Annotated in this window: 11 protein-coding genes; 3 read left to right on the plus strand and 8 right to left on the minus strand. The window is 31.9% G+C overall.

Translation table 11 applies throughout. The features are described from left to right. The first annotated feature begins 185 nt into the window (after positions 1 to 185). Positions 186 to 4,508, plus strand: coding sequence for a T9SS type A sorting domain-containing protein (locus WFZ86_RS12360; RefSeq protein ID WP_342692200.1), 4,323 nt, complete (start codon positions 186 to 188; stop codon positions 4,506 to 4,508). An 82-nt stretch (positions 4,509 to 4,590) separates the two neighbouring features. Here the strand turns inward: WFZ86_RS12360 and WFZ86_RS12365 are convergent, their stop codons facing one another. Both WFZ86_RS12365 and dprA read right to left on the minus strand, forming a co-directional pair. Further along, on the minus strand, positions 4,591 to 5,448 hold the full coding sequence (locus tag WFZ86_RS12365) for an MBL fold metallo-hydrolase (protein WP_342692201.1): 858 nt from the start codon (positions 5,446 to 5,448) through the stop codon (positions 4,591 to 4,593). A 330-nt stretch (positions 5,449 to 5,778) separates the two neighbouring features. Continuing rightward, entirely contained in the window at positions 5,779 to 6,879 is a 1,101-nt protein-coding gene (gene dprA / locus WFZ86_RS12370) for a DNA-processing protein DprA (RefSeq protein ID WP_342692202.1), read from the minus strand. 252 nt (positions 6,880 to 7,131) lie between these two features. Here dprA and WFZ86_RS12375 point away from each other — a divergent pair, with 252 nt between their 5' ends. Next, on the plus strand, positions 7,132 to 8,115 hold the full coding sequence (locus WFZ86_RS12375; protein WP_342692203.1) for an HU domain-containing protein: 984 nt from the start codon (positions 7,132 to 7,134) through the stop codon (positions 8,113 to 8,115). Positions 8,116 to 8,169: 54 nt separating this feature from the next. On the opposite strand, the gene WFZ86_RS12380 is transcribed toward WFZ86_RS12375, so the two are convergent. The 6 genes from WFZ86_RS12380 to WFZ86_RS12405 form a co-directional block, all read right to left on the minus strand. Next, positions 8,170 to 10,440 carry a helix-turn-helix domain-containing protein gene (locus WFZ86_RS12380; protein ID WP_342692204.1) on the minus strand — a complete coding sequence of 757 codons (2,271 nt, stop codon included), beginning with the start codon at positions 10,438 to 10,440 and terminating at the stop codon, positions 8,170 to 8,172. A gap of 170 nt (positions 10,441 to 10,610) precedes the next feature. Next, entirely contained in the window at positions 10,611 to 11,171 is a 561-nt protein-coding gene (locus tag WFZ86_RS12385) for an OmpH/Skp family outer membrane protein (RefSeq protein WP_342692205.1), read from the minus strand. A gap of 243 nt (positions 11,172 to 11,414) precedes the next feature. After that, positions 11,415 to 12,263: a class I SAM-dependent methyltransferase gene (locus tag WFZ86_RS12390; protein WP_342692206.1), complete on the minus strand. Its 849-nt coding sequence runs from the start codon at positions 12,261 to 12,263 to the stop codon at positions 11,415 to 11,417. A 112-nt stretch (positions 12,264 to 12,375) separates the two neighbouring features. Further along, positions 12,376 to 14,247 (minus strand): tRNA uridine-5-carboxymethylaminomethyl(34) synthesis enzyme MnmG, encoded by a 1,872-nt coding sequence (gene mnmG, locus WFZ86_RS12395; protein WP_342692207.1) that lies wholly within the window; start codon positions 14,245 to 14,247, stop codon positions 12,376 to 12,378. 344 nt (positions 14,248 to 14,591) lie between these two features. After that, complete coding sequence (ybeY, locus tag WFZ86_RS12400; RefSeq protein WP_342692208.1) at positions 14,592 to 15,011, minus strand: rRNA maturation RNase YbeY; 420 nt, start codon at positions 15,009 to 15,011, stop codon at positions 14,592 to 14,594. Then, positions 15,004 to 18,297 carry a hypothetical protein gene (locus tag WFZ86_RS12405; protein WP_342692209.1) on the minus strand — a complete coding sequence of 1,098 codons (3,294 nt, stop codon included), beginning with the start codon at positions 18,295 to 18,297 and terminating at the stop codon, positions 15,004 to 15,006. The genes ybeY and WFZ86_RS12405 overlap by 8 nt, the downstream gene beginning before the upstream one ends. A 146-nt stretch (positions 18,298 to 18,443) precedes the next feature. On the opposite strand from WFZ86_RS12405, the gene gltX reads away from it, so the two are divergent. After that, positions 18,444 to 19,958 carry a glutamate--tRNA ligase gene (gene gltX / locus WFZ86_RS12410; RefSeq protein WP_342692210.1) on the plus strand — a complete coding sequence of 505 codons (1,515 nt, stop codon included), beginning with the start codon at positions 18,444 to 18,446 and terminating at the stop codon, positions 19,956 to 19,958. Positions 19,959 to 20,041: the final 83 nt, after the last annotated feature.

Here is a 20,041-nt window from a genome sequence, read left to right on the forward strand (position 1 = left end):
CTGTCCAAAAATAAGAGAAGTGAATTAGATAGCGTACAATTGTTAACTGTTTTTTGTGATAAAGACGGATGTAAAGCCTATAAAATTTACAAAACAAAAAAATTGTTATTATCAATCAATTAATTAGTTAAAACAAAAGGGTTTTCATAAACTTGCAGTACTTTATTACAAAATACATTTTTAATATGAAAACAAAATTACTTTTGATGTTTTTGTTTTTGACGATTACCTTGCAAGCCCAAACCAGTTTGGTGCCCAATGGTAATTTCGAAAACTGGGCATCCTCCTCTCAACCAGATAATTGGTTTAGATATTTTAACGGATTAGTATTCCAAAGCACTTCGGCACAAAATGGAAGCTCGAGTACTAAAATGCAAATTACTAGTGGAACGTTTAATTACATCAATAGCGAATTTTTTCCGGTTGTAGCGGGCAAAACGTATCGCATTACGATGTATCACAAACTCGTTACAGGTTCTTTTTCGGCCATTGACTTAAGTTTGTATCACAAGCCAGGCACTTTTAAAACAGAAATTACCAAAAAAACAGATGCTGTAACTTCTAGTAGCGAATGGCGAAAAATAGAATTTGACTACACACCAACAGTAAGCGAATCTATTGAAGTAGATATCTGGACAACAGGTACGCTGAACTCAGAAATCTTGGTAGACAATGTTTCTGTGGTTGATGTTTCGTCTCTAGGATCACAATATACCTTGATCCCTGACCTTAATTTTGAGAAACAATTAATCGCTCTTAAATATGATTCAGGTGCTCCTGATGGTAAAGTATTGACAAACAACATTGATAAAGTGACAGATTTGAATGTTTCAATAAGTAATATTGCTGATTTAACAGGGATTCAGGGTTTTGTTGCGTTAAAAACTTTAAGTTGTTATAGTAATCAAATAACCTCTCTTGATCTTTCTAAAAATGTACTTTTAGAAACTTTAAACTGTAATTTCAATAAAATCAATAATATAGATATTTCTAAATGTACTTTATTGACTAATTTAACTTGTCGAATAAACAAAATAAATGCAATTGATCTTTCAAAAAACACATTACTTACATCTGTAGATTTATACAGTAACGAATTAACTGTTTTAAATCTTTCAACAAATTCAGCTTTAATAAATCTAGATTGTTCTTTAAACAAATTATCATCAATTGATGTCTCCAATAACCTGAATTTATCTGTTTTAAATCTTAACACAAATCTTATTAGTGTCTTAAATATTACAAAAAATACTGCTTTAACAAAATTAGATTTTGAGTATAATAAAGTCCAGACTTTAGACGTAAGTAATAATTTAAACCTTACTGGTTTATATTGTACTGCAAATCAATTAAAAAGTCTTGATGTAACATTAAATACAAATCTGCAATATTTGAATTGTGGTAATAATGGAGGTACAAACAAATATATTTTTTTAGATCTTTCAAAAAATACGAAACTTGAACAACTAAATATTAGAGACGTTAATTTATCCAATATCGATTTAACTAATAATATTCTTTTAAAATATTTAGATTGTAGCTATAATAACTTGACAACATTAGATCTGTCAAAAAACAAAGATCTTGAAAGTTTATTATGTTACAACAACAAAATAACTAACCTAGACGTAAGTATCAATAAATTACTAAAATATTTAGTTTGTAATAATAACCAAATTACACAACTTGATGTAAGTAACAACAATGCTTTACAAATATTAAACTGTCAATTCAATAAATTGACTAGTTTAAATTTAAAAAATAATAACAATAATTTTTTATTATCATCAGCTAACGTAGGTTATAAAAATATATATGGAAATTCTTTAGGTATCCCTTTTACGACATCTTTCTTAAATAACATGGATCTTCGATGCATTGCTGTTGATGATTTAACTTATTCCAACACGAATTGGGCAACTAAAAAAGATGCTTCAGCATTTTATTCCTCTTATGACTGCTCTTCAGTGACACAAATTCCAGATGCTAAATTTGAAGACAAACTAATTGCATTAGGCATTGATACAGACGGTAAAAATGGTTTAGTATTAAATTCAAGTATTGCAACTATTACAGCATTAGACGTTTCTAATAGCACTATTACCGATTTGAAAGGAATTGAAGGATTTGTAGCATTAGCTACTTTAAATAGCTCTGGAAATCAATTGAAAAAATTAGATCTTTCAAAAAATACGGCAATTACGACTTTAAACTGCTCTAATAATCCAACATTAGTTTGTATACAAGTTGCAAATCTTACTACAGCTGCTAGTTGGACGACTACCAAAGATGCTATAGCTAGTTTTAGTTTGGATTGTACTATTTATACGCTTATTCCAGATGCTAAATTCGAAGACAAATTAATTGCTCTAGGTATTGATAGAGATGGCAAAAACGGTAAAGTTGTTACAGAAAGTATAGCTACGATAACCTCACTTGATGTATCTTCTAGTTCAATAACGGACTTAACAGGAATACAGGATTTCATTGCTTTAACTACTTTAAACTGTTACAACAACCAACTAACCACTTTAGATGTTTCTAAAAATTTAGCTTTGAATTACCTAGATTGTGAAATTAACAAATTATCTACACTAGATCTTTCTAAAAATTTGGCTTTGAATTCTTTAATTTGTAATAACAACCTATTAACTACTTTAGATGTTTCTAAAAATTTAGCTTTAAAATATTTAAGTTGTTCCAACAACAAATTAAACTCTCTAGATGTTTCTAAAAATATTGATTTGAGGCATTTAGGATGTATCTCTACTCAATTAACTACTCTAGATGTTTCTAAAAATATAGCTTTAAATTATTTAAATTGTTCCAACAACCAATTAAACTCACTAGATGTTTCTAAAAATATAGCGCTGAACCAATTTTATTGTACTTCCAATAAACTATCTAGTTTGAATCTTAAAAATGGTAAAAACACCTTAATAGTAACCAATGCAATTAATCTTACTGGAAACTCAAATCTAAAATGTATTTTGGTTGATGATGAGACGTATGCTAATACCAATTGGTCTACTAGAAAAGATGCAACCGCTTCTTTTAATGCAACTGATTGTACCTCATATACTTTAATTCCAGACGAAAGTTTTGAGGATCAATTAATTTTACTAGGCATCGATACCGATGGTAAAAACGGAAAAGTAAAAAGTGCAAGTATAGAATTGCTTACTGATCTTAGTATTATGAATGCTGGGATTAAAGACCTAACGGGAATTCAAGATTTTAAATCCTTAAAAACATTAATATGCAGTTCTAACGAGCTCACGACCATCGATCTTAGTAAAAACATAGCTTTAACAGAGTTGTATTGTGACAATAATTTAATTACCACGCTTGATGTTTCTAAAAACATAAACCTTTCTTATTTGGCTTGTTTTGACAATCAGATAGCAGCTTTAGATGTCAGCAAGAATGTACTGCTCAAAACACTAAGCTGCAGAAATAATAAAATTGCTAGTTTAGACCTTTCTAAGAATGTACTTTTAGAAACACTTATTTGCAAGGACAATGTGCTGACTACATTGAACTTAAAAAATGGTAAAAATACATTATTGTCTATGCTGGATACAAGAAACAATAGTGCTCTTTCTTGTATTTTAGTGGATGATGTTGCTTATGCCGTAGCCAATTTTACACAAAAAGATACAACATCTGACTATTCTTTAAACTGCTCTTCTACTGTTGTTTATACCACTATTCCTGATGTTAAATTTGAAGAAAAATTAATTGCTTTAGGGATTGATAATGACGGTAAAAACGGAAAGGTAAAAACTACCAGTGTCGAATACTTAAAAGCTATTAATTTACAATTTTCGGAAATTAAAGATTTGACTGGAATTCAAGATTTTAAAAATTTAGAGGTACTTGATTGTGGTATCAATAGTTTAACACAGTTGGATGTCACTAAAAATTTAAAACTAACTGAACTCTACTGCCATTTTAATAATTTAACCTCTTTGGACGTTAGCAAGAACATCTTACTAACTATCATTCAGGCCAATAAAAATAGTTTACAAAAATTTGATGTCTCTACCAATAAAGTACTTGCAGACTTAAATGTGAAAGACAATCTTTTGACTATTTTGAATTTAAAAAATGGATACAACAATAACGCTCTTTACTATTTAACCAAAGGAAATCCTAATTTAACTTGTATTCAAGTAGATAGCAAAACGTATGCTGATGCCAATTGGTCTTTTAGTAAAGATGCCACTGCTTCTTATTCTGAATCTTGTGCTAATCTATCTACTTCGGATATTGTCTTTGAAAAACTAAGTGTGTATCCTAATCCAACTAAAGGATCTATTTTTATTGAAAACGTCACAGTTATCAAAGTGGTGGTATATGATGCTTTAGGTAAGCTAATGAACGTTCCATTTAGTAGTAATGGCACTAGTACTACCGCTAATTTGGAGCAATTCCCAAAAGGAATTTACTATATGTACATAGAAAGTGAAGGCGAAACTACTGTTAGAAAAGTAATAGTGGAATAAATAGAAAACCTCACTAATCTTAATTTTAAAAGCCCCTTTTCTCTACAAGAAAAGGGGCTTTTTTATACATATTAACAGTCTTTTATAAAACCTCCTCACATGTAAAAACCTCTTTTAATCGAACACCTTTTTCGGTGTGTTGTACCGTAATGATTTCGTTATGGGCATCGTGTTCTAAGAACAAAAAGTGGTTGTGATCGGCAGCAGCGGTGAGCACTTTATTTTTTTCTGGCATAGTCAACAACGGGCGAGTATCATAACCCATCACATAAGGCAATGGGATGTGACCTGCCGTAGCGAGCAAATCGGCACAAAAAACGATGATTTTTCCGTTGTAAGAAATGTGGGGTAGCATTTGCTTTTCGGTGTGGCCGTCGGCGTAGAAAATATCAAAACCCATTTCCGTTGATGCACCAAAATCGCCTTCGGGTCGCTGGATAAAATTCAATTGCCCACTTTCTTGCATGGGCAAAATATTTTCGGACAGAAACGATGCTTTTTCACGCGCATTGGGTTGTGTGGCCCATTGCCAGTGGTTTTCGTTGGTCCAGAATTTAGCATTTTTGAAAGCGGGTTCATAGCCCGTTTTGTCTTTATTCCACTGAATGCTTCCACCGCAATGGTCAAAATGCAAATGGGTCATAAAAATATCGGTAATATCTTCGCGATAGAAACCGTGCTTTGCTAAGGAAGCATCCAAAGAATGACTGCCCCAAAGCGAATAGTATCCAAAAAACTTCTCGGATTGTTTGTTGCCCATTCCTGTATCGATCAAGATCAAACGATTACCTTCCTCGATTAACAAGCAACGTGCGGCAATGTCTATCAAATTATTGGTATCTGCGGGATTAGTTTTGTTCCAAATGGTTTTGGGTACCACGCCAAACATAGCGCCTCCGTCGAGCTTAAAATTTCCGGTTTCTATAGCGTATAACTTCATTATTGATTTTTATTTCAAAAATATGATTTATTGTGAAGAAAAATGAAAATTATAAGTTAAGATCAGGATTCGCGTGAGGGCAATGTCATTAAATTAAGAGGGAAAAGAAAAAATAGCACGCAGATTCAGCAGATTTTCATTCATTTTTCTGCATAAATCTGCGTGAAAACAAAAAGAGCAATTCGTTAACTTAATGACATTGTGCGTGAGGGATGGTAGTGGAGCTCTTTTTAGTAAAGGCATTTTTCTTGCCTTTACTAAAAAAGCGGGAACGTACAGCCCGACCCGAAGTTTTTCACGTAGGGACACGCCCAAATTAAAAATTCTCATCTAAATCGCTTCAAACAATTTCCCTGGTAAAGGACGAATAACTCCTTTGAGTTCCATATTCAAGAGTAAACTTGAAAGTTTGAAAGTAGGCAATTGACAATCTATTGCAATACTATCGAGCATTTCTTTGCCAGATTGTAGCAAGTAGTCATAAATCTTTTGCTCCTCGGGATCTAAAGAAACGAACAATTGTTTTTGAACCGATTTGGTTTCAGTTTTCAAGTCCCAATTGAGGTGATATACCAAATCGGCAGCGCTGGTGAGCAGTTGGGCTTTTTGGGTTTTGATTAAAGTGTTGCAACCTTGACTGTATTTATCGGTAACGCGACCTGGAACGGCAAAAACATCTCGGTTGTAATCGTTGGCCATGTTGGCGGTGATTAACGAACCGCCTTTTTCAGCCGATTCTATGACAATGGTAGCTTCGCTCATTCCGGCCACAATACGATTCCGACGCACAAAGTTTTCTTTGTCAGGATTGGAGCTGCTCCAAAACTCGGTCAAAAAACCGCCATTTTGCTCCATTTTAGCCATATATTTTTTGTGGGTTTTGGGATAGATTTGATTTAAGCCATGTGCCAAAACACCAATGGTTTGTAAGCCGAATTCCATTGCCAATTGATGCGCTACAATATCCACTCCATAGGCAAAACCGCTTACAATAACTGGGTTTAGAGGGACCAATTCTTCTATGAATTTTTTACAAAACTCAGTTCCGTTGGAAGTGATTTGTCGCGTACCGACGATACTAATGATTTTCTGCTGACTCAAATTGATGTTACCCGCAGAAAACAACAACAATGGGCTATCGAAGCAATGCTTCAATCTTTCAGGGTAGATTTCGTCTTGAAAATAAGCAACCGAAATGCCGTTATTTTGAATAAAATTCATTTCACTTTCGGCTTTCTGATAAATACTGGAGTCTTTAATATTCTTGAGCAAAATGGCTCCTATTCCGTCAATAGCTGCCAATTGATGGGATTTGGCTTGGAGAACAGACTCTGCGTCACCAAAATGATGGATTAATTTTTTTGCGAGGATATCGCCTACTCCTTCTACACTTTGAAGGGCTAACAGAGAAAATAATGCGGTTTCGGTCATGCGTATACTTTTGATTTTGGCGTGTAAAAAATAAAATAACTGTTTCTTTTTATTTGGAAGTACCATTTTAAAACAAGATTTAACTTTAAATCTAAAAGCCAATCATTGCTTTTAGAAGAAGTTGAAATCGTTGCATTTAAATTATAATTCACTAAGTAATTGAAAGTGAAAAATATAAAATTTAATCCAATTTGTTAATAAAAATTGTGAATAAAATTTTGATAACTATTTTGGATAGCTAACTTTGTTAACATGAAAATCGAACAATACATCTCTCAGCTTTTGTACCGTTACCAATGTGTAGCTGTACCAGGATTTGGTGCTTTTTTAACCGAAACGCAGTCCGCACAATTGCAAGAAAGTACTACTTCATTTTTTCCACCCAAAAAAATGATTTCGTTTAATGCGAATTTAAAAAACAATGATGGTTTATTAGCCCATCATATTGCCCAAGCGGAAAAAACTTCTTATGATTATGCCGTAAGTGCTATTCAATTTGAAGTTTTTAATTGGAAAAAAAGATTGGAAACACATGGTGTTCTTTCCTTCAAAAACATTGGTACGTTTCGATTAAATGCCGATGCTAACTTAGTATTCACTGCCGAAGACAACAACAATTACTTGACGACTTCTTTTGGATTGAGTCCTTTTGTTTCTCCTATCGTAAAAAGAGAATTGTTTGAAAAAGCAGTAGAGGCCAAAACTCTAGTCCAAGAACCAGTTATTAAACACACCCTTGCTGTAACCACTGAAGAGGAAGAAACAAGTGGTCAACGCTATCCGTTTTTGCGTTATGCAGCCATTTTTGTTTTAGGTTTGGGTATAACCTCTAGTGTAGGCTATAGTATATATCAAAAACAAATTGAAAACGAGACTCTTTTGGTAGAGACTTCAGTACAGAAAAAGGTACAAAATAAGATTCAAGAAGCCACTTTTTTTATAGAAAGTCCTATTACAAACGTGACCCTTGCAGTGAACACAACTCCAAAGAAAGAAGTAGTGTCTCTTAAATATCATATCATGGCAGGATCTTACAGAAGTGAAGAAAATGCTAATAAAGAACTTAGAGCCTTAAAGAAACTGGGTTACGATGCCAGAAGAATTCCTGAAAACAAAAACGGTCTTTATCCAGTAGTTTATGGAAGTTATGCAACATTTGCTGAAGCTCAAAAAGCTCAAAAAGAAATCATTGAATATGAGAATCCTGATGCTTGGATTTTGATTCAGACCCTATAACAAACGAAACCTATTCCTAAAAGAATAGGTTTTTTTATAAGTATTCAGCACCTTTTAGGAATTCCAACTAGCTTTAAACATCCTTAATTCTTCCCAAGTAAAAGTATCGCCATGTTTCTCTTTTAATGGCGCTAAAGATTCTTCTTGATAGCCAAAGAAAGCCTCGGTTAAAGCGGAAATTTTTTCCTCAGATAAAACGGTATTTATTTGTATTTTTTGCTCAGCAATTAATTTAGTCAAATGAAGCATCACCGTTTCTTTGGTAATCATTCGCATTAAAGCAATTTCAGTAATCGATTTCTTCTGCAACCAAAGTTCGTAAGTTTGCTCAACGGTAGTTTTCTTTTTCTCTTTTGGCCCTTTTTTGGAAGTAGAATAGCGAACAATTTGTGCTTCTTCTTCGAGTAAAGAAGTGTTTTGTTCGTTAAAAGCAGCCTTTACTTTTTCTATTTTGTTACTTATGTAATTCTTTATTTCTGGTGAAGTTAGTTTTTCTTTTGAAATAGGTTCTCCTGGAACCACCGTAGCGACCAAAAGCTGGGCTTTCATGAGCTTTAAAACCGCTTTGGTTTGTAGTTCTTCTAATTGAGACAATTCTTCGAAAAAACCTTTGGCCTTTTTGCTGTGTTGAGTTTCTTCTAACTTCCAAAGCAATTCTTCCACCAAGGCATCCATCGGTTTCCAAAAATAGGCAAATGCTGCATTTATTCGTTCTAAAACGTAATTCAAATCAACGGTTTCAGTAGCAAATAATTTTTTCAAATGAAGAACAAATTTAGAGGCAGGATCTAAAAGTTGTTCCATAGTTTGAGCTTGCAATTTGGCCCATTGCGCATGTTTCGATTTTATAGAAGCTTCGGATACTTCGCCATAACTAAAAAAATGATTGCGCCATTCTTGTGCTAAATCCTTCCAATCGAATGTAGTACACAAATAATCTAAGATAAAATTCTTTGTTTCGAAATGCAATGCGGATTGTAAATACGTTTCGCTGGCTTTATTTTGAGCATAGTCCATTACTTCTTGATCGTTCGAAATACCATTCATCCGTAGCGGAGAAAGCAAAATAAGGCCATTTAACGAACGTAAACGCGACAGAGCAACATATGCTTGTCCAGGAAGAAAAACTTGCGACACATCAAGCGCAGCTTTGTCAAACGTTAATCCTTGACTTTTGTGAACCGTAATCGCCCATGCTAATTTGATGGGATACTGCACATACGTTCCCAAAACTTCTTCTTCAATTTCCTTGGTCAAAGGATCAACTTTATAACGAATATTTTGCCATTCATACTTTTCAACTTCGATAGTTTTATTTTCTTCAGCAAAATGTACCCGAATTTCTTTATCGGTTAATGAAGCAATTGTTCCCATTTTTCCATTAAAATATTGTTTATCAAATGATAAATCATTTTTGACAAACATAATTTGGGCTCCTACTTTAAGTTCTAATTGAGACTCCAATGGATAAATCTTCTCTGGAAAATCTCCCGTAATTTCAGGATAAAAACGATATAATTTCCCCGTTAATTCTTTTATAGATTCAGTATTAATAGCATCTGCTTTGACATTATGTGTCGTTAAACAGATATACCCTTCATTAGTTTTTAGATCAAAATTAGGCTGAACATATTGATTTAAAATTTCGATATCTTCTTTTGTTATTTCATTGTTTCTCAAGTGATTTAAAACAGAAATAAAACGATCATCTGTTTGGCGGTAAATATGAGATAACTCTATGTACAATGGAGGTTCTTGAACCAAAACATGCGAATGAAAAAAGAATTTTCCACGATAATAGTTACGCAAAACTCGCCATTCCTCATCTTTGACAACAGGTGGTAATTGTAGTAAATCTCCTATAAATAAAACTTGAGCACCACCAAAAGGCTTTGAATTTTTACGAACGGTTTGCATCATGAAATCCATAGCGTCTAACAAATCAGCGCGTAACATACTAACTTCATCAATAATAAGCAATTCCATATTACGAATAACCGCTTTCTTGAGTCCACCCATTTTAAAATGCCGCTTTAGAGTAGATTTGGTTTCGAACTTAGAATTTTCTAAAAACTGAGGTTCAGAATAATCAGGAATAAAAGCCCCAAAAGGTAATTGGAACATCGAATGAATAGTAACACCATTGGCATTTAGAGCCGCAATACCTGTAGGCGCAACGACCACGGTATTTTTATGCGTAGTTTGAATAATTTTCCTTAATAAAGTGGTTTTTCCGGTTCCTGCTTTTCCCGTTAGAAAAACAGAGCGATTCGTTTGATTAATAAACTGAAGTGTGTAAGCAGCGGCTTGAGAAAGAGTTTGCATAAGGCGTATAAATAAAGAACTAAAGTATTAAAAAATAGTAGAAGTAAACTATTGTAAATCAATAAAAAAATAAAATTATGAGACTTAAACAACAAAAAAACATATCTCATTTATCCAAAAAAAAAGCCTTCAATCTAAATAGATGAAGGCTTTTATAGCATTAAAAAAGCTTATTTCTTAACTTCTTTTTCTTCTTTAGTAGCACCTGCTTTGTACTTTTCATTCAAAGCTTTAATAATATCTTTAGTAATATCAAATTTATCTTCTGCATACAAAATAGAAGCTGCATCACCTGTACCATAGATGTAAGCATAACCTTTTTCTTTTCCGTAAGCTTTAATAAATTTCTTTACACCACTTACTAAAGAATCCATTTCTTTTCCACTTTCCATTTGTAATTGTTGAGATAATGCTTGTTGTGCATATCCTAATTGCTGCTCTCTTTTTTGCAATTCTGCACCTTTCTTCTGAGCCCATTCTTGACCATTAGCTTGTGCTTGTGCTTGAAAATTGGCAGCTTCTTGTTTAAAACGGCTAATTTCAGCTTCTAACTGACGACCTTTTTCTTGTGCTTGGGCTTTATATTTAGCTTCAAGATCTTTTGCTTCGGTATATTCTTTCATTAATTCAGAAGTGTCCACATATGCCGTTTTTACTTCTTTTACTTCTGCTTTTTTATCACAAGACACAAACGCTATTGCGATGGCAAGGATAAGTAATGATTTTTTCATTGGAGTTAATTTTATTTTTTATGATGTATGACAAAAATATAAAAAAATAGTTAGCATCAACAGAAAGTTTGTAAAATGCGTATTTTTAGTTATATCAATTTTTATTATAAGAGAAAACTATTCTATAAAAATACTTGATTAAAATTGAATTCAATAGCTTTAAAATGCGCAATTATTCTAAAAAAAACATGGTTTTGGCTAATCTTGATCAAAATTAACGCTTAAAAAGGCTTTAAATCAATTTTAGCTGTTTTTGAGCACATAAATATGTGAAGAATACTCATTATTTTGACTTCCTTTCCAATTTGAACGTAAACCAATAAAAAAAGCTTTTATAAAATTCATTTTTCCAGTTTTGTACTTTTCAGATAATAAACTCACATAAAAAGAATCAAACTTCATTGGAAGGATTTTCTTTAGCGACATATTCTCTTTTTGAAAAAGCATTTGGATCGATTGTTTTGAAAAATGCCAAAAATGAATCGGTACATCATAAGCCGCCCAAAAATTTTGATAATACTTGGCATCAAAAGATTTAAAATTGGGTACCGCTACAATTAAAGTTCCAGTTGTTTTTAATAAACGCTTTAACTCTTTTATTTGAAAATCCAAATCTGGAACATGTTCCAAAACATGCCACATGGTGATACAATCAAAACTTTTTGAAGCTAATTCGGTTGTATCTTTTACAAAAGAAATTCCTTTTCCTTCTGCAATGGTTTTGGCCTTCTGACTAGGTTCAATTCCAGTAGTCTTCCAACCATCGTTTTGAGCCACTAGCAAAAAATCTCCGGTTCCTGCGCCAATATCCAAAAGTTGTCCTTTTGAAGATTGTTCGGTATTAATTAATTGCAGTTTGTTTTTTAAAGCAATTCCTTTTACAAAATGATATGCTTTTTCAAATAAACTACGTTTTGAATCAGTATGCGAAATATAGTCTACACTTTCATAGTACTTTCCTAAATTGTCTAAACTAGGTTGCGGATGTGTAATCAACATGTCTAAAGCTTCGTCGTGATACAATTCGAAAACCTCTTGAGAAACTGAATAATCTGTTACGGTAAGAAAATGTTTTTTTGATAAAATATTCATGAGTAGGTTAATTTAATAAAAAACTATTCCTCTTTATAAGAGGAATAGTTATATAATACAATTTTTAGTTTCACGTGGAACAAAATAAACGCACATTGAAGATCAAATAAGTTTAGCGACCCATATAAATCAAAAGTACAGAAATATCACTAGGAGACACACCACTAACACGTGAAGCTTGTGAAATAGTAACGGGACGAATTTTTTCTAATTTTTGCCTTGCTTCAATAGACATAGATTTAATCTTCGAATAATCGAAATTTTCTGGGATCTTTACTTCTTCTAAACGAGTAAGCTTATCAGCATTATTTCTTTCTTTCTCGATATATCCTGAATACTTCACTTGAATTTCTGCTTGTTCTAAAATTTCTTGATCTAAATTATTTTGATCAATATAATATTTAACTTTATCAAACTTCAAAATATCCTCTAAATCAATCTGAGGACGAGAGAAAATTTTAAACATTTTATCTCCTTGAGAAATTAATGCTGTTTCTTTAGATTCTAAAATAGGATTTGCTTCTGCTACCGTTACACTAGTTTCTTTGAAAAAAGCAACCATCTTTTCGGATTCATTTAATTTATGCTCCATTCTTCGTAAACGCTTTTCAGAAGCTAAACCAATTTCATAAGATAAAGGCGTTAATCTAAAATCTGCATTATCTTGACGAAGTAACGTTCTATACTCTGCACGAGAAGTAAACATACGATAAGGTTCCTCTGTTCCTTTAGTAATTAAGTCATCAATAAGCACTCCAATATATGCTTCGTCACGTTTTAAAATTAAAGGCGCTTTTTCTTGAATTTTTAAATGGGCATTGATTCCAGCCATTAAACCTTGCGATGCTGCTTCTTCATAACCTGTCGTTCCATTTATCTGCCCAGCAAAATACAAGCCATCAATTAATTTAGTTTCTAAGGTATGTTTAAGTTGAGTAGGTGGAAAATAATCATACTCGATAGCATATCCTGGTCTAAAGAATTTTACATTTTCAAAACCTGCAACAGAACGTAATGCTTTGAATTGAATATCCTCTGGCAAAGAAGTAGAAAAACCATTTACATATACTTCACAAGTATGCCAGCCTTCTGGTTCAATAAAAAGCTGATGTCTTTCTTTATCAGCAAAACGATTAATTTTATCTTCAATAGATGGACAATAACGTGGACCTAGACTTTTAATGCGTCCATTAAACATTGGAGAACGATCAAAGCCTTCTCTTAAAATAGAATGTACTTCATTAGAAGTATACGTCATATAACAAGAGCGTTGATGTACAAGTGGAGAAGTTTCATCTGAATAAGAAAACTTATCTGGCTTTGCATCCCCTTTCTCCTCATTCATTTTCGAATAATCCAAAGAGCGTCCATCCACTCTTGGGGGCGTACCTGTTTTCATTCTTCCTGATTGAAAACCCACTTTAACCAAATCTTCTGTTATACCATAAGCAGCACTTTCACCTGCTCTACCACCACCAAATTGTTTTTCTCCAATATGAATTAAACCATTTAAAAATGTACCATTAGTTAAAACCACAGCCTTTGATCGAATTTCTACACCAAGTGAAGTTCTAATACCTTTGATACTTCCAGACTCAATTATTAAACCGCTAACCATTTCTTGATAAAAATCAAGATTAGGAGTACGCTCTAACATCAATCTCCATTCTTCAGCAAAACGCATACGATCACTTTGAACACGTGGTGACCACATAGCCGGCCCTTTAGATTTATTCAACATTTTGAACTGAATTGCTGTCTTGTCAGAAACAATACCTGAATAACCACCCAATGCATCAATCTCGCGAACTATTTGGCCTTTAGCAATTCCGCCCATTGCAGGATTACATGACATTTGCGCAATATTCTGAAGACTCATGGTAACCAAAAGCGTTTTTGATCCCAAATTAGCAGCCGCAGCCGCAGCCTCAGAACCTGCGTGTCCAGCACCAACAACAATTACATCATACTCGTTTAAAAACATTGTAAAAATTTAAAAGTAAAATAAAATTAAAATATTTAAAGTGAAACAAACAATAAACTTTACAAGGTATAAGTGTTCCACGTGAAACCAAAAATAACTTTTGTAAAGTTTATGATAATTTACAAAAACAACAACCTTTATAAAACTTAAAAATGTTCCACGTGAAACTATAAAAACTTTTATAAATCAAAAGTGTTTCACGTGAAACAAAACAACAACCTTTATGAAAAGTAAAAGTTTCATGTAAAATAAAATGTATTTTTTTATAAAAACACTGTTCCACGTGAAACTATAATGAATTTTAAAAAGGTGTTGAGCTTAAATCTTATTGAAATGCATATTCATCATTGTTTCACGTGAAACAATTTGATCTTTTCATCTTCTTTTGCCCTCATTAATAATTCATCTTCTTCGGTTTTATCTTTATAACCACAATAGTGTAGAATACCGTGAACCATAACTCTTTTTAATTCTTCATCAAAAGACACACTAAAATCTAAAGCGTTATCTTGTACACGTTCTATTGAGATAAAAATATCACCATTCAGTTCATTGCCTAGAGAATAATCAAAACTTATAATATCAGTCAAAGTATCATGGTTTAAATACTCAACATTAATATTGTGAAGATATTCATCATTGCAGAAAACATAAGAAATATCACCTTCCTTCTTGCCTTCGGAAAGAATTACTCTAGACAACCAAGAAGAATACTCTGGTTCATTATCTAAAGTAAAATCTGTTTCAAAATTAAAATCAATCATTTTTATTAAAATATTCTTGAACCTTTTGGTTAAAATTGGAGCGCAAAGGTAGTGATTGTCTATTTAATATTTCAATACTATTTATATATTCCAATAAGTTATTAGGCAATGACTTAGAAGGATTATTAAAAGTTTTAGTATTAGTTTCAGATTGACGTTTTGAATCTTGTCCTTGTTGTTGTAATGCAGTTTCAAGCTTTAATAATTCATGATTTAAATTAAGGATTCTTTGCAGTACTTCATTCTTAAAACCTTTATTCAAAAGTTGCTTCTCGACTTGTTTCATTTGCTCCAAAGCATTATTTCCTTTACCGTTCATGCCCGCTTTATTTAATTCATTTTGCAAAGCATCACGTAAATATTTCTGCTCTTTATAAATCTCCATAATAGCTTTAGCATCCCCTTCACCATCGTTACCTCCATCACCTTGATTACCTTTTGAGTCATTCTTACTACCTGGTTTACTACCTCCAGAACTCTTACCTTCACCTTTTATTTGTTGTTTCATTTTTTCTCCTAAACCTTTTTGTCTGGATATAATGTCTGGTAATTGCATTCCTTGGCCTTGGCCTGGCTTTGGATTACCACTGCTCATACCTGATAAATCCATCTGCATGTTGTGCAAAGATTCACTTAAAAAATCAGCAAGTTTATTAGCTGAAGCAATACTAAATTGTTGATGTGAGACACCTTTAGCAACTATACCATTACCTAATTTATCAATTGCATTGTCTACATTGTATTGAACATTACCAATCTCTTTAGTAACTTCTTCAGCTATTTTAGGATTACGCAGTGACATAGCAAACAAAGAATCATCAACATGTTTAAATTGAATTTTTAAATTTTGCTGAGTTTTTAAATTCTTGTTGTAAGTTGATGAACCCACCTTTGTGGATTTAAATAATTTCATAACATCTTCTTGAGAATTAGAAAAAGCTAATAAATTATCTAGAACTTGGCGTAGCATTTTGATGTCTTCTTGTAATTGTTCTTGTTCACCACTAGCCATAGCTTCTTTTAATTTACTACTCATTTTCTTCATATTCTTGGCAGCATTCTTTTGTGAATTATTAGCTTTCGTTCTACTATTTTTACTTAATTGTTCCTTAGCATTATTTAAATCTTGCTTAATATTTTGTTCTATATCTTTAGTGTTTGGAATATCCATAGGAGATTTTAAACTCTTATTTTCATTTAAAACATCTTTCAACTGTTCTTCTAAAGCATCAAACTCTTTATTAATTTTATCTTGAGATTCAAAATTATTCTCTTTATCATTAGCTAACTTATTTTGCTCGTTAGATAATTTTTCTAGTTTTTCAGCAATCTGTGCAGCCTTTTTGTCAACATAATAACGCTTGGTAAGCTCTACCAATTGTTCTAAAGTCTTTACTTGATTTTTACTAGATTGCTTAAATTGTTGTAGTTTATCTTGAAGATCTTCATTGTTCAATTTATCATTTAACTCTTTAAGATCATCCAATAATTGTTTGTTTTTATCAATAGACTCAGTAACTTTATCCAATCTTTTTTCTAATGTTTGACTAATTTTATCTTTATCAGCAGACTTATCTTTATTTAAATTTTCTTTAATTTTTTCAGAAAAAGATTTCATTAATTGATCTTGCTGTTCTTGCTTTTTAATAAAATCATTAACCAATTGTTGGTCTTTAAATTCCAAATCTTTTTTCTCCTTAGAAACTTTATTTAATTTCTCCAATTCAGAAAATTGCTTGGTTTGCTTTTGTAAAGCCTTTTCTAAGCTATTCAAATTAGAATTTTGTTGTTCGATTAAAGCATCTTCTTTTTCAGATTGAGTGCTAACACGATTACTAAAAATGATAGAACGTGAACTCTTAAAATGATGTATAGCATCATTGTCAAAAACTTCAAAGTAAAATTCATAAGCGGTACCTTCTGCAACTGGCAAATTACCTGGAAAAGAGAAAACAAATTGATCAAAAACACCAGACTTAGTTGGCAATGTTCCACGTTTAGAAGTTAATGGTTTTCCCTTTTCATAGTAAACAATATGCAGTTTAGAAAGACCGTAATCATCACCAATTTTACCGACAAAAAAACTCTTATCAACATTAAGACTATCAGGTGCTTGATTCACCTCTATAGAAGGATATTGATCTTTAATAATATTGAGTTGATAATTTAATCTTTCGAAATTTTTAATAGAACTATTAGAAGTAACAATTTGATAATCTGTATTTTGCAATATATTTCTTTTAAAAACAAAAAAATCATCACCCACTAAGAAAGGAAAAGAAAGGGAATTTGAATTAAAAACAACAGATTCAGTAGAAGAACCTGCGATCTTCCACTCAACAGAAGTACCTTCTGGGACAATTGCATTACCTGTTCCCTTAATAACTTCAGATCTACGTTTTAAATAAGAAGGAAAAGTAAGCATCATTTCAAAACTAGAAATTGAAGGAACATCAATAACATTCAATTGATAATCTTGGGTAACTACGTTATTAGCTTCAAGATGAAAAACAGTAGATGCTGTAGCTGATGAAAATTTATACTGAAAAATACTTGGAGAAACTTGTTCCATAAAATAACTTTCATCACCAATAAAAAGCATAACATTTTCAGGTAACACTGATCCAATTACTTTAACCTTTAGAATAAAATCAGCATTCTCTTGAACAACTAAATTAGAATTTTGAATAATCAATTGGAAAGCTGCAGGTTTAACAAAAGATGCTTTATAATGAATGACTCGGTTTAAACTTTGTGAAATAACATTACTATTTCCTGAAACAAAAAAGAGTAAGAGAAAAACTATAGGAATTAAAGCAATTGGCAAATAACGCTTATTAGCTTTAAAATTAATAGCTTTCCCGAAAGGAATGGGTGCTAAATTTTGAGATTTTTGCTCTATTGAAGCATATAAAAGTTCAGAATTAACATCTGTGTTTTGTGATAACTGAAGAAAATTAAGTAATTTATCACTGACTTCAGGAAAATGACTACCAATAATTCTTGAGGCTTGTAAGTAAGAAATTCCTTCTTTCAATTTCAATAATTTAAATATTGGAAAAGCAATAAAACGAATGATTAAATAAACTTCAACAAGAATAAATGTCCAAAACAAAAAAGTTCTAGCTGCGGGTTGCAACCATAAAAAATACTCAATAAAAAGAGTAAATAGAAAATACAAAAGACCGAAACCAATAAACAACAACGTTCCACGTAAAAGCTCATTAGTGTAAAATTTCTTTATAAAAGCTTCTAATTTCTGATATATGATAGTAGATGTATTCACATTAATTAAAATTGATGATATAACCTATAAAAGTACAATTTTATATGAATTAAAAAGTTAAAAAAATAATCAAAAGGTTGGTAAGTAACAGTACTAAAAGAATAAAGGAGACTAAAATCGTATATTTGCAAAAAAATTTTGAAAAAATGTCAAAACCAGTACGCGTGCGGTTTGCACCAAGTCCAACAGGACCATTACATATTGGTGGTGTAAGAACTGCCCTTTTTAACTATTTATTTGCAAAAAAAAATAATGGAACTTTCTATTTAAGAATAGAAGATACAGATCAAACACGTTTTGTTGAAGGTGCTGAAGAGTATATAATGGAAGCTTTAGAATGGTTAGGAATAGCACCAGAAGAAACCATTGGAAAAAATGAAAAATTTGGGCCCTACAGACAAAGTGAAAGAAAAGAACTATACAAACAATATGCTGATCAATTAATAGCATCAGGTAATGCCTATTATGCTTTTGATACTGCAGAAGCATTAGATACGATAAGAAAACAATACGAAACTGAAGGTAAAACATTTATCTACAATCATACTATTCGTGAAAAACTAGATACATCTCTAGTTATATCAAAAGAAGATACAGCAAAAAGAATAGCTAACAAAGAAGATTATGTTATACGTTTTAAAACACCGATAGATGAAACACTACATCTAAAAGATATCATTCGTGGTGATGTAAAATTTGAAACCAATCTATTAGATGATAAAGTGCTGTTTAAAAGCGATGGTATGCCTACCTATCATTTGGCAAATATTGTAGATGATCATTTAATGGAAACTTCGCACGTAATTAGAGGTGAAGAATGGTTACCATCAATGCCGTTACACGTAATGTTGTATAGAGCCTTTGATTGGGAAGTACCTAAATTTGCACATTTACCGTTGATTCTAAAACCAATTGGAAATGGTAAATTATCTAAAAGAGATGGTGATAAAATGGGCTTTCCAGTATTTCCACTAGAATGGAAAACAACTGAAGGCATCTCATCAGGATACAGAGAAAAAGGATTTTTTCCAGAAGCTGTTGTGAACTTTTTAGCCTTATTGGGATGGAATGATGGTACAGAAAAAGAATTATTTAGTTTAGAAGAATTAGCTGAAACATTTGATTTGAAAAGAGTGCACAAAGCAGGAGCTAAATTTGATCCAGAGAAAAACAAATGGTTCAATCATCAATATTTAATTCATAAATCAGATGAAGAATTAGCCAAACAATTTCAACTAATAGTTGCAAAAAGTACTGGAAAATCTGAAGAAATAGAAATCAATAAGTTAGCAAAAGTCGTTTCTTTAATCAAAGAAAGAGCACATTTTGTAAATGAATTTTGGGATTTAAGTGTTTTCTTTTTTGAAGCACCTAATCAATATGATGAAAAAGCGGCTAAGAATTGGAAAGAAGAAACACCAGGATTAATGCTTGAATTAATAAAAATCTTGGAAAATATCACTGATTTCACATCCAATACAATCGAAACAACCATAAAAGATTGGATGACAGAAAATGAAATTGGAATGGGTAAAATTATGCAACCGTTTAGATTAAGTTTAGTTGGTGCACTAAAAGGCCCTCACCTATTCGATATAGTAGAAATAATTGGAAAAGAAGAATCCATATCAAGGATACAAAAGGCCATTAAAAATTTGTAAAAGATAGCTCTCCAAATGGGGAGCTATTTTTTTTTGTAACATTAAAAGTATTCTAACGTATAAACAGTAACTAATCTTAAAAA

The organism is Flavobacterium polysaccharolyticum, from assembly GCF_038739875.1.
Lineage (GTDB): Bacteria > Bacteroidota > Bacteroidia > Flavobacteriales > Flavobacteriaceae > Flavobacterium > Flavobacterium polysaccharolyticum.

What these genes read in the sequence shown, in the direction of transcription:
- WFZ86_RS12360 (WP_342692200.1), top strand. Translation starts at nt 186, where the DNA reads ATGAAAACAAAATTACTTTTGATGTTTTTGTTTTTGACGATTACCTTG.
- WFZ86_RS12365 (WP_342692201.1), bottom strand. Translation starts at nt 5,448, where the DNA reads ATGAAGTTATACGCTATAGAAACCGGAAATTTTAAGCTCGACGGAGGC.
- dprA (WP_342692202.1), bottom strand. Translation starts at nt 6,879, where the DNA reads ATGACCGAAACCGCATTATTTTCTCTGTTAGCCCTTCAAAGTGTAGAA.
- WFZ86_RS12375 (WP_342692203.1), top strand. Translation starts at nt 7,132, where the DNA reads ATGAAAATCGAACAATACATCTCTCAGCTTTTGTACCGTTACCAATGT.
- WFZ86_RS12380 (WP_342692204.1), bottom strand. Translation starts at nt 10,440, where the DNA reads ATGCAAACTCTTTCTCAAGCCGCTGCTTACACACTTCAGTTTATTAAT.
- WFZ86_RS12385 (WP_342692205.1), bottom strand. Translation starts at nt 11,171, where the DNA reads ATGAAAAAATCATTACTTATCCTTGCCATCGCAATAGCGTTTGTGTCT.
- WFZ86_RS12390 (WP_342692206.1), bottom strand. Translation starts at nt 12,263, where the DNA reads ATGAATATTTTATCAAAAAAACATTTTCTTACCGTAACAGATTATTCA.
- mnmG (WP_342692207.1), bottom strand. Translation starts at nt 14,247, where the DNA reads ATGTTTTTAAACGAGTATGATGTAATTGTTGTTGGTGCTGGACACGCA.
- ybeY (WP_342692208.1), bottom strand. Translation starts at nt 15,011, where the DNA reads ATGATTGATTTTAATTTTGAAACAGATTTTACTTTAGATAATGAACCA.
- gltX (WP_342692210.1), top strand. Translation starts at nt 18,444, where the DNA reads ATGTCAAAACCAGTACGCGTGCGGTTTGCACCAAGTCCAACAGGACCA.